The organism is Pseudomonas sp. PDM10, assembly GCF_014852295.1.
In the GTDB taxonomy this organism is placed as follows: domain Bacteria; phylum Pseudomonadota; class Gammaproteobacteria; order Pseudomonadales; family Pseudomonadaceae; genus Aquipseudomonas.
In genome coordinates this window covers 139,349-152,790 of sequence record NZ_JACVBJ010000010.1, presented here as the reverse complement: position 1 = coordinate 152,790, position 13,442 = coordinate 139,349, and the positions used below count along the sequence as shown (strand labels likewise).

At 61.8% G+C, this 13,442-nt stretch carries 1 protein-coding gene and 1 pseudogene; both read left to right on the top strand.

Annotated features, from left to right (window positions below):
* Positions 1–810: 810 nt before the first annotated feature.
* Positions 811–1,021, top strand: a pseudogene (locus tag IB252_RS29800) (chemotaxis protein CheB); the annotation flags it as partial.
* Between the two features lie 636 nt (positions 1,022–1,657).
* Entirely contained in the window at positions 1,658–13,333 is an 11,676-nt protein-coding gene (locus IB252_RS29795) for a VCBS domain-containing protein (protein WP_192411143.1), read from the top strand.
* Positions 13,334–13,442: the final 109 nt, after the last annotated feature.

The following is a 13,442-nucleotide window of genomic DNA, read 5'->3' as shown; positions in this document are numbered from 1 at the left end:
ATCTGAGCCATGATCAAACTCTTCAGTTCAAACATCTTTGGGTTTTTAAGAAACCCTAAACTTGGCTCAGCAATCGTTGGTTACATCTTTGATTTCTCGCGGAGTAACTTGTGATGCTGATAATCTTATTGACTATCAGTCTGATTCCACAAGCACCCACACGAATTGCTTGATTCAGTTGTTAAAGAGCGGTTGGTTAAGATCTTTCGTCTCAACCGAGGAGCGCACTCTACAGCACACATCCCCAAGTAGCAACCTTAAAAGTTTCTGATTTTCTAATAAAATCAATTACTTAGACTAGAAGCAACATCAAGCTGCTCGCTAGCGGGAGGCGAATAGTACAGTATTAAAATACGCGGTCAACCCCCGCCTGAAAATTCTTTTCCTTATAAAGGAGCCCAGGGTGCCTCTATGAAAACGTCCTAGGTCTGATGCTAACGTTCAGGCGCTCCTCTCCTCTACCCAGGTCCTGAACAAAACCATCCAAGGGCGGCCAATAGAACAGCACTGCACCCCGGCAGACGCAATTGTGGCCAGAGCGAATTCATCAGCATGCCCATACCTCTCTTTGATATGACGCCCCAGCGGGGCACATGAGCTATAGGGTCACCTGGGCACAGAACAAGAACGTCACCCTTGGCCGTGTCGGTAAGATAACGCTCGAGCAGGCCCGCCAGGAAACCGCCCGCTATTTGGCCGATGCCCACGAGCAAGGCAAACCACTGGCAGTCCCCCAAGGCCGTAAAGGTGCGACCTCCCCTACCCTGCGCGCCTTTATACATGACACCTATCTATCGTGGTTCGAGGCCCGATCTGGCACAAGTGCACCTCGAGTGCGCCTTCTGCTTAGTACTCTCGGGCAGCGGTTCCGACGGCGCGGTCGGCTTGTCGCGCATCAAGGAACAGGGCGGTGTCACCCTGACCCAGGCGCCGGAAGACGCCGAGTTCGACGGTATGCCACGAGCAGCCATCGAGACCGGCATGATCGATCGGGCGTTACCTGGTGGAAATACCGCAAAAGCAGAGGTTCCGGCGGGGCTTCTCTAACAGACGATGAGATTTGATGGGTATCCCAACGTTTATGACTCAGGCAGCCCACGTCCCATTGGGGTTTCAGCTCATTCGAGACACGCCATTGTTGAGCGCTAACGGCCCATTCGCCAAAAACAAATCGACATAATATTGACACCAAAATACCCATCCGTCGGAATATTGGCACGTCGCACTGTTAACTGCGCTTAACACCTTTACAAAGCCTGACCCCACAACTAAACAACATCAAACTGATATCAGGAAAGGCCGTATCCCTGAGTCGGTGCTACCCCAAAACACGGCCTCCCCCAGCCTTTCTCCAGGAGACCCTTCCACATGGGTACTCTCAGTCTATTGCGTGCCATGCGCAGCGCAGCCCCAGGCTGGCGTCCACGTTCGCCCGACTTGTCCTGCGATCCGCGGCTCAAGCGCGGCGAACATTTCCACCCCCGCAATACCCGCGCGGCTCTACCGGCAGCGCTTGTCCCGTCAGCTGGCCGACGATGTCCGACGGCCGCCTCGTACCGCCCCAGAACAACCTGAGCGGCGCAAGAACGGGACATCGTCCTGTTAGCAGTCCCTAACGATTCTAAAAATAAAAAAATGGCATTTCCGGGAGAAAGACATGGCTACCACCACAACGACCAGCGGCGGCACCGTTACTTCGCTTTCCAACACTGCGCAAGCGCAGGACGACATTTTCACTACCGGTGTTATTGGCGCGAGCACCGCGGCCATCACTGAAGACCTGCTGGGGGTCGTATACCTGGACGTCATGTCCAATGACCTCGGAGGCAACGCAAAGACACTTTGGTCACTCGATGACGCGACCAGTCTTTCTACTGCCACCAAGATTTATGCGCCGGCCGACCTCCTGATCCAGGACACGGGCAGAATTGAGGCGACGAGCACTGACACCAGTTTCAACGGGGCGAAGATCTGGATTTCGTCGGATGGCAAGGTCGGCTACGACGCCGCTACGTTGTCGACTGCTTTCAAGGCACAACTCCAGTCACTTGCTGCCGGAGGCTCCCTGACAGACAGCTTTACCTATGCGATTCGTCTGGGTAACGGCACGCTCAGCTGGGCCACTGCGCAGGTGCAATTCGCTGGCGTGAATGACGCTGTGACAATAGGCATCGGCGCACAGTCCGGCACGGTAACCGAGGAACCAGCTACAACGTCGAGCCTGACCGACTCGCTGAATGCGACAGGCACTATTGCTTTTAACGATGTCGACCTGAGCGACACACATACCGCCTCTTTCGTGGCGGCGGGAGGCAACACCACAGCGCTGGGCAACTTCGTCCTTGCGCCAGTGAGTGAAGCGGCCAACGCGGCAAACGGCACCGTTAACTGGACTTACACCCTGAATAATGCGGCAGCCCAGCATCTGGCCCAGGGTCAGACTGCTACCGAAACCTATGTGGTCACCCTCAATGATGGGCATGGCTCGACGACAACGCAGAATGTAACCATCACCATCACCGGCACCAACGACCAAGTGCAGATCACCAGCGGCGTGCAGGCCGGCGAAGCCAAGGAAGACAGCAGCGACTACGCAGCCAACGGCAGCATTACCTTCACCGACGTCGACCAGATCGACACTCACAGCGTCAGCGTCACGCCGGGCGCTTCCGGCTACTTGGGCAGCTTCACCATCCACCCACTGAGCGACAGCACCGGTACGGGCAGTGGCTCGCTGGGATGGAACTTCGCGGTGAACAACACCGCCCTGCAGTTCCTCGGCCAAGGCCAGAGCGTCACTCAAACCTATAACGTGGTGATCGGCGACGGCGCGGTACAGACCGTGACCATTACCATTACCGGCACCAACGACCAGGTACAGATCACCAGCGGTGTGCAAGCCGGCGATGCCAAGGAAGACAGCGGCGACTACGCAGCCAACGGCAGCATTACCTTCACTGACGTCGACCTGATCGACACCCATAGCGTCAGCGTCACACCGGGTGCATCCGGCTATTTGGGCAGTTTCACCACCGATCCATTGAGCGACAGCACCGGCACAGGCAGTGGTTCGCTGGGATGGCACTTCTCGGTGAACAACGCCGCGTTGCAGTTCCTCGGCGAAGGCCAGACTCGCACCCAGACCTATAACGTGGCGATTGGCGACGGTACGGTGCAGACCGTGACCATTACGATCACCGGCACCAACGACCAGCCGACGCTGACGATTGTCGACAGCACTGGAGCGATGAACGAAGGCAACGGCACGGCCACCCTGAGTGACAGCGGAGCCCTGAGCTTTGCCGATCTGGACAGCACCGACACAGTGACCGTGTCGCAGACCGCTAACAACGACATCGTCTGGAGCGCTGGTGTGCTCAATGCGGGCGTGGCCTCGGCGCTGGTAGCCGGTTTCTCGGTCGACCAGAACAGCTGGGACTACAGCAGCCATCAGAACCTCGACTTCCTCGGTGCGGGTGAAACCATCACTTTCTCGTACGCCGTGGTCGCGACCGACGATAGCGGCGCGGCTAACGCTGCCTCGGCGACGCAGACTGTCACCATCTCTATCATCGGCACTAACGACGCGCCCGTACTCAGCTTCGCGACGGGCAATGATGTCGGTGCAGTGCAGGAAGACACCACGCTCAGCGTGAGTGGCCAGCTCAGCTCGGCCGACATCGATCACGCTGCCACGTCCACTTGGACCATCAATGGCTCGGCTTCGGGCACTTACGGTTCGATCGCGGTGGACAGCACCGGAAAATGGACTTACACCCTGGCCAATGGCACCGATGGCGTCGCCAGTGCGGTGCAGTCGCTGAAGGCGGGCGAGAGTCACGATGAAGTGTTCAGCGTGCAGGTCAGCGATGGCATGGGTGGCGTGGACACTCAACTGGTGACCGTTACCGTCAGCGGCAGCAACGACGCAGCCGTGCTGTCCTCGGCCAGCGTCACGCTGACCGAAACCGATGCCCCACTGACCACGGCTGGCAACCTCACCATCAGCGACGTCGACAGTGCCGCGACCTTCGTTGCCCAGAGCAACACCGCCGGCAGCTATGGCCAGTTCTCCCTTGGCACTGACGGTGCCTGGAGCTACGTCGCCGATTCCGCCCACAACGAGTTCGCTGCCGGCACCACCTACACCGACACCTTCACGGTGAGCAGTGCCGACGGTACCCTCACCTCAGTCACTGTCCATATCAGCGGGACCAACGATGCCGCGGTGTTGTCCGCCGACAGCGTCACGCTGACCGAAACCGATGCTCCACTGACCACCAACGGCAGCCTGACCATCAGCGACGTCGACAGCGCCGCGACCTTCGTCGCCCAGTCCAACACCGCCGGCAGCTATGGCCAGTTCTCCCTCGGCACTGACGGTGCCTGGAGCTATGTCGCCGATAGCGCCCACAACGAGTTTGTCGCCGGCACCACCTACACCGACACCTTCGCGGTGAGCAGCGCCGACGGCACCCTCACCTCGGTCACCGTGCATATTCTCGGCAGCAACGATGCTGCCGTGCTGTCCTCGGCCAGCGTCACGCTGACCGAAACCGATGCTCCACTGACCACCAACGGCAGCCTGACCATCAGCGACGTCGACAGCGCCGCGACCTTCGTCGCCCAGTCCAACACCGCCGGCAGCTATGGCCAGTTCTCCCTCGGCACTGACGGTGCCTGGAGCTATGTCGCCGATAGCGCCCACAACGAGTTTGTCGCCGGCACCACCTACACCGACACCTTCGCGGTGAGCAGCGCCGACGGCACCCTCACCTCGGTCACCGTGCATATTCTCGGCAGCAACGATGCTGCGGTGCTGTCCTCGGCCAGCGTCACGCTGACCGAAACCGATACCCCACTGACCACGGCTGGCACCCTGAGCATCAGCGATGTCGACAGCGCCGCAACCTTCATCGCCCAGTCCAACACCGCCGGCAGCTATGGCCAGTTCTCCCTCGGCACCGATGGTGCCTGGAGCTACGTCGCCGACGCCGCCCACAACGAGTTCGTCGCCGGCATCACCTACACCGACACCTTCATGGTGAGCAGCGCCGACGGCACCGCGACCGCAGTGACGGTGACCATCACCGGCAGCAATGACGCTGCGGTGCTGTCCTCGGCCAGCGTCACGCTGACCGAAACCGATACCCCACTGACCACGGCTGGCACCCTGAGCATCAGCGATGTCGACAGCGCCGCAACCTTCATCGCCCAGTCCAACACCGCCGGCAGCTATGGCCAGTTCTCCCTCGGCACCGACGGGGCCTGGAGCTACGTCGCCGACGCCGCCCACAACGAGTTCGTCGCCGGCAGCAGCTACACCGACACCTTTACGGTGAGCAGCGCCGACGGCACCCTCACCTCGGTCACCGTGCATATCAACGGGACCAACGATGCCGCCGTGCTGTCCGCCGATATTGCCAACCTGACCGAGACCAATGCCGTCGTCGACATCTCCACCAACGGCAACCTCACCATCAGCGACGTCGACAGCGCCGCGACCTTCGTCGCCCAGTCCAACACCGCCGGCAGTTACGGCCAGTTCTCCCTCGGCACTGATGGTGCCTGGAGCTACGTCGCCGACTCCGCTCACAACGAGTTCGTCGCCAGCACCACCTACACCGACACCTTCGCGGTGAGCAGTGCCGACGGCACCCTCACCTCGGTCACCGTCCATATCAACGGGACCAACGATGCCGCGGTGCTGTCCTCGGCCAACGTCACGCTGACCGAAACCGATGCTCCACTGACCACCAACGGCAGCCTGAGCATCAGCGACGTCGACAGCGCCGCAACCTTCATCGCCCAGTCCAACACCGCCGGCAGCTATGGTCAGTTCTCCCTCGGCACCGACGGGGCCTGGACCTATGTTGCCAACTCGGCCCACAACGAGTTCGCCGCCGGCAGCAGCTACACCGATACCTTCGCGGTGAGCAGTGCCGACGGCACCCTCACGTCGGTCACCGTCCATATCAGCGGGACCAACGATGCCGCGGTGTTGTCCGCCGACATCGCCAACCTGACCGAAACCAACGCCCCACTGTCCACCAACGGCAACCTGAGCATCAGCGACGTCGACAGCACCGCGACCTTCATCGCCCAGTCCAACACCGCCGGCAGCTACGGCCAGTTCTCCCTCGGCACCGATGGGGCCTGGAGCTACGTCGCCGACTCGGCTCACAACGAGTTCGTCGCCGGCAGCAGCTACACCGACACCTTTACGGTGAGCAGCGCCGACGGCACCCTCACCTCGGTCACCGTGCAGATCAACGGGACCAACGATGCCGCGGTGCTGTCCTCGGCCAGCGTCACGCTGACCGAAACCGATGCTCCACTGACCACCAACGGCAGCCTGAGCATCAGCGATGTCGACAGTGCCGCGACTTTCGTCGCCCAGTCTGGCACCGCCGGCAGCTATGGCCAGTTCTCCCTCGGCACCGACGGGGCCTGGACCTATGTTGCCAACTCGGCCCACAACGAGTTCGCCGCCGGCACCACCTACACCGACACCTTCGCGGTGAGCAGTGCCGACGGCACCCTCACCTCGGTCACCGTGCAGATCAACGGGACCAACGATGCCGCGGTGCTGTCCTCGGCCAGCGTCACGCTGACCGAAACCGATGCTCCACTGACCACCAACGGCAGCCTGAGCATCAGCGACGTCGACAGCGCCGCAACCTTCATCGCCCAGTCCAACACCGCCGGCAGCTACGGCCAGTTCTCCCTCGGCACCGACGGGGCCTGGAGCTATGTCGCCGATAGCGCCCACAACGAGTTCGCCGCCGGCAGCAGCTACACCGATACCTTCGCGGTGAGCAGTGCCGATGGCACCCTCACTTCGGTCACCGTGCAGATCAACGGGACTAACGACGCCGCCGTGCTGTCCTCGGCCAGCGTCACGCTGACCGAAACCGATGCTCCACTGACCACCAACGGCAGCCTGACCATCAGCGATGTCGACAGTGCCGCGACTTTCGTCGCGCAGAGCAACACCGCCGGCAGCTATGGCCAGTTCTCTCTCGGCACCGACGGGGCCTGGAGCTACGTCGCCGACTCTGCTCACAACGAGTTTGTCGCCGGCACCACCTACACCGACACCTTCGCGGTGAGCAGTGCCGACGGCACCCTCACCTCGGTCACCGTGCATATTCTCGGCAGCAACGACGCTGCCGTGCTGTCCTCGGCCAGCGTCACGCTGACCGAAACCGATGCCCCAGTGACCACCAACGGCACCCTGGCCATCAGCGACGTCGACAGCGCCGCAACCTTCATCGCCCAGAGCAACACCGCCGGCAGCTACGGCCAGTTCTCCCTCGGCACTGACGGTGCCTGGAGCTACGTCGCCGACTCCGCCCACAACGAGTTCGCCGCCGGCACCACCTACACCGACACCTTCACGGTGAGCAGCGCCGACGGCACCGCAACCGCAGTGACGGTAACCATCAGCGGCAGCAACGATGCCGCCGTGCTGTCCTCGGCCAGCGTCACGCTGGCTGAAACCGATGCTCCACTGACCACCAACGGCACCCTGGCCATCAGCGACGTCGACAGCGCCGCGACCTTCGTCGCGCAGTCCAACACCGCCGGCAGCTACGGCCAGTTCTCCCTCGGCACCGACGGTGCCTGGAGCTACGTCGCCGATAGCGCCCACAACGAGTTCGTCGCCGGCACCACCTACACCGATACCTTCACGGTAAGCAGTGCCGACGGCACCGCGACCGCAGTGACGGTGACCATCACCGGCAGCAACGATGCCGCGGTGCTGTCCTCGGCCAGCGTCACGCTGACCGAAACCGATGCCCCGCTGACCACCAACGGCACCCTGAGCATCAGTGACGTCGACAGCGCCGCGACCTTCGTCGCGCAGAGCAACACCGCCGGCAGTTACGGCCAGTTCTCCCTCGGCACCGATGGTGCCTGGAGCTACGTCGCCGATAGCGCCCACAACGAGTTCGCCGCCGGCACCACCTACACCGACACCTTTACGGTGAGCAGTGCCGACGGCACCCTCACCTCGGTCACCGTGCATATCAGCGGGACCAACGATGCCGCGGTGCTGTCCTCGGCCAGCGTCACGCTGACCGAAACCGATGCTCCACTGACCACCAACGGCACCCTGAGCATCAGCGACGTCGACAGCGCCGCAACCTTCATCGCGCAGTCCAACACCGCCGGCAGCTACGGCCAGTTCTCCCTCGGCACCGACGGGGCCTGGAGCTACGTCGCCAATAACGCCCACAACGAGTTCGCTGCCGGCACCACCTACACCGACACCTTTACGGTGAGCAGCGCCGACGGCACCGCGACCGCAGTGACGGTGACCATCACCGGCAGCAACGATGCCGCGGTGCTGTCCTCGGCCAGCGTCACGCTGACCGAAACCGATGCCCCACTGACCACCAACGGCACCCTGAGCATCAGCGATGTCGACAGCGCCGCGACCTTCGTCGCCCAGTCCAACACCGCCGGCAGTTACGGCCAGTTCTCCCTCGGCACTGACGGTGCCTGGAGCTACGTCGCCGACTCCGCCCACAACGAGTTCGCCGCCGGCAGCAGCTACACCGACACCTTCGCGGTGAGCAGCGCCGACGGCACCCTCACCTCGGTCACCGTGCAGATCAGCGGGACCAACGATGCCGCGGTGCTGTCCTCGGCCAGCGTCACGCTGACCGAAACTGATGCCCCGCTGACCACCAACGGCAGCCTGACCATCAGTGACGTCGACAGTGCCGCGACCTTCGTCGCCCAAACCAACACCGCCGGCAGCTATGGCCAGTTCTCCCTCGGCACCGACGGTGCCTGGAGCTACGTCGCCGACTCGGCCCACAACGAGTTCGTCGCCGGCAGCAGCTACACCGACACCTTCGCGGTGAGCAGTGCCGACGGTACCCTCACCTCAGTCACCGTGCAGATCAGCGGGACCAACGATGCCGCGGTGTTGTCCGCCGACAGCGTCACGCTGACCGAAACCGATACCCCACTGACCACGGCTGGCACCCTGACCATCAGCGATGTCGACAGCGCCGCAACCTTCATCGCCCAGTCCAACACCGCCGGCAGCTATGGCCAGTTCTCCCTCGGCACTGACGGTGCCTGGAGCTACGTCGCCGATAGCGCCCACAACGAGTTCGCCGCCGGCAGCAGCTACACCGATACCTTCGCGGTGAGCAGTGCCGATGGCACCCTCACTTCGGTCACCGTGCAGATCAACGGGACTAACGACGCCGCCGTGCTGTCCTCGGCCAGCGTCACGCTGACCGAAACCGATGCCCCAGTGACCACCAACGGCACCCTGGCCATCAGCGATGTCGACAGCGCCGCAACCTTCATCGCCCAGTCCAACACCGCCGGCAGCTACGGCCAGTTCTCCCTCGGCACCGACGGTGCCTGGAGCTATGCCGCCGACTCCGCCCACAACGAGTTCGCCGCCGGCACCACCTACACCGACACCTTAGCAGTGAGCAGTACCGACGGCACCCTCACCTCGGTCACCGTCCACATCACCGGGACTAACGATGGGCCGGTAATAACGGCTGGTGGATCGCTGTCATACACAGAAAACCAGACAGCAACGGCGATCAACTCGGCGCTGACGATCACCGATATCGACAGTAGCAACCTGACGGGCGCCACAGTATCGATCACCAGTAACTTCGCCACGGGTCAAGACGTACTCGCGTTCACCAACCAGAATGGCATTACCGGCAGCTACAACGCTGGCACTGGCGTGCTGACACTGACCGGAGCCGCGACGGTGGTGCAGTATCAGGCCGCACTGCGCTCGGTGACCTACTCCAACAGTAGCGACAACCCTTCAACGACGGCGCGCACCATTAGCTTCCAGATGGATGATGGGGCGGCGGCCAACCATGCCAGCAATGTCGCAACAACGACCGTCACGGTGTCGGCAGTCAACGACGCACCGACGACTTCTGGCTTGGCCATAACCGAGACCTCGATCAGCTTCGTCGCGGCCGACCCGGACAATGCGACGCTGTCACTGCAGAGTCCATTTGCCGCAGCATTCAGCAACCCCTCGATCACCAGCGGCGCCAGCACGAATCTGTCCCCCGTGGAGCAAGGCTCCGTGGTGTCGGGTACCTTGCAGGTGAAAGATGGCAGTGTCGCGGCGGGCGTAGTGGAGCTCTATCTCGGCACGAGCGCGGGCAACAACATCCAAGCAGGCAGCTCCGACACAGCGATCTACGGCTTCGGTGGCACGGACAATCTGTCCGGCGGTGCCGGTGCTGACTGGATTTTTGGTGGCGCGGGCAACGACGTGATCGTCGGCGCAGCGAATGACCGTCTGCTCGACGGCGGCACCGGAACCGATACCCTCAATGTCGGTAATGTCTTCGTCAATACGAGCGACAGCCAGATCGCGAATATTGAAAACATACAACTCACCGCTGCGTCAGGAATACTGATCCTGAACGCCCAAACCGAAAGTTTCACCATCTTTGGTACTTCGGGTACCGATCAAATCGTCGCGGGCAGCGGGAATGACACGATCTTTGGCACTGACAACGACACACTGCTGGATGGCGGTACTGGCACCGACACCCTGGGTACGGGTCCCAACTTCACGAGCACAAGCGACGGGCAAATTACCGGTATCGAGAATGTATTGATCGGAACGGCTGCGACCCTGAACCTCTCCAACCAGACCGAAGGCTTCACCATTACCGGTTCTTCGGGTGTCGACACCATCACCGGCGGCACCGGCGCAGACAGCATCAGTGCGGCGGGTGGCAACGACATCATCAACGGTGCGCAGAACGACACGCTGCTCGACGGCGGAACCAATACCGATACGCTCAACGTCAGCGCGAACTTCACCAGCACCAGCAATGCCCAGATCGCCAATATCGAAAACGTGACGCTGACGACTTCCGGGCTGACGCTCAACCTTGGCAACCAGACCGAAGCCTTCAATATCAATGGTTCATCCGGCGTCGATAACATCAGCGGCGGCAGCGGGGCCGACACCATCAACGGCCAGGCGGGCAACGATACGCTGACCGGGAATGGCGGGGCTGACCAATTCCGGTTGCGCACCAACGGTGGCACGGACACGATCACCGACTACACGGACAACACCGACAAGATTGGCTTCCTGGGTGGTGCCGTGACAGGTGGTGTCGGCTTCACAACCGTCGGGAGTTCGGCCGGTACAGCGCTGCTCTCCGCCGACTTTCAAACCCGCAACAGCATCAGCAACATCAACATCAATGACGACAACAAGATTGATGTGATCGACTCGAGTTCGCAGACGACGGCACAGATCACAACCGGCACTGGCGGGGGTGCCACCAACACCTACGTGATCGTATTCAACTCGACGACCGGCAAGGGCGAAATCTGGTTTGACACAGACTGGAGCAATACGGCGAGTCGGGTACAAGTGGCAACGCTGAACAACGTTACGACGTTGGCAGGGGTCGCTAACATCACAGCCTCAGACATCGTTGTCCATGACAGTACCCTCGGCCCAGCCGGTATTGCCGGCAGCCCGATTAATCTGGGCCTGGCCGATGCGGTGACTCACGCAGGTGTCACCACGGTGAGCATTTCCGGTCTTCCCGCAGGCTGGACCCTGAACCAGGGCTCCGACAATGGTAATGGCACCTGGACGGTGGACCAGAGCAGCCTGGACACACTGACGGTCACGACAGCAGCGGATTTCGTGGGCGCTAGGGTTTTGCCGGTCACCATGACCTGGACCAATGCCGATGGCACGGTGGAAAGCGAAGTCATTCGTGACAACGTCGAGGCCTACGCTCCTGGCTCGCCAATCTTCGCCTTGTCAGCGGACGACAACCTCACCGGTTCCAGCAGCGCCGACCTGTTCGTGTTCGCCCAGCCGATTGGCAATAACATCATCCATAGCTTCGATGCGGCGGCGGACAAGATCGACTTGATCGGCTTCACCGGTGTCACTGGTTATGCTGACTTGAGCATCGCTAACGACGCAAACGGCGATGCGCTAGTCAACATCGGCTCCGACCAGACGGTCACCCTCAAAGGTGTCGATGCGGCGGACTTGAGCGAAGCGAACTTCCAGTTCGATGTGGACCCGCTCACCAACAACACCGGTACCCTCAGCATTGCCGACGGCGCGATCATGCCGTTCGGTGGCAGCATCCATAACAGCGGCACGATCGAGCTCGGCTCCACCGGCAGTGCGACCCACCTTGAGATTCTGTTTCGTGGCGCAACCTTGACCGGTGGCGGTCAGGTGCAGCTATCCGACAGCGCGCAGAACGTGATTTTCGGCGGCAGCGCCGACACCGTGCTGACCAACGTCGACAACCGCATTTCCGGCGCCGGCCAGTTGGGCGCCGGGCAGATGGTATTGGTCAATGCGGGGCTGATCCTGGCCAGCGGCGTGAACAGCCTGGTGCTCGACACCGGCACCCACACCATAACCAACAGCGGAGTGCTGGAATCTACGGGTACAGGCGGGATGACGGTGGCCAGTGCCGTCGACAACTCCGGCCACCTGTGGGCCAATGGTGGCGACCTGCACCTGCTGGCCGACGTGACCGGCAATGGCAGCGCCACCATCGACGGCGACGCAACCCTGAGCTTCGATGGCACCGCCCATACCTCAGTCGCCTTCCACGGCGAAGGTGCGGGCACGCTAGTGATCGCACAGGCCGAAGCGGCGGGCTCGCTGGTCGGCATCCTCGGTCTGGAAAGCGATGACATGCTGACCTTCGGCGATCTCGCCTTCGGCGCCAACACCCAACTCAGCTACAACGCCAACGCCTCTGGCGCCGGCGGCCTGCTGACGGTGGATGACGGTGTGCATCGGGCTGAAGTGAATCTGCTGGGGCACTATTCGGTGAATGACTTCCAGGCCACCGACGGCGGCGAGGCCGGCACCCAGGTCAGTTACCACGGCGAATCCAGCGGCACACTGGTGGGGACTATGGCGGCGGACGTAATCAGTGGCGGCGACGGCAACGACATCATTGTGGGTCGTGGCGGGGAGGACACGCTCAGCGGTGGCGCGGGAGCCGATGTGTTCGCCTACTTCAATGTGAATGAAGGCGGCGACCATATTCTCGACTACAACTTCGCCGAAGGTGACACAGTCGACCTCTCTGCGCTGCTCAACGCCAACTTCGTTAACGGCACCAGCCAGGTGTCCGACTTTGTCCAACTGGCGCAGTCCGGCAGCGACATCACCGTGAAGGTGGATGTCGATGGCGCAGCCAATGGTACAAACTTCGCCGATGTGGCGGTTCTTGCCCACACGGGCACGAGCGGTACCGATCTGGTGCGTACCTGGTTTGGGGAGGCGGACCATACGCTGACGGCTTGATGTTGGGCTGGAGTTGAATCCACCGCTGCAGACAGCCACAAAAAAGCCCCACCAGATCACTCTGCGTGGGGCTTTCACATTTATGGTGTCCCAGGGCAGGTTCGAACTG

What these genes read in the sequence shown, in the direction of transcription:
- IB252_RS29795 (WP_192411143.1), top strand. Translation starts at nt 1,658, where the DNA reads ATGGCTACCACCACAACGACCAGCGGCGGCACCGTTACTTCGCTTTCC.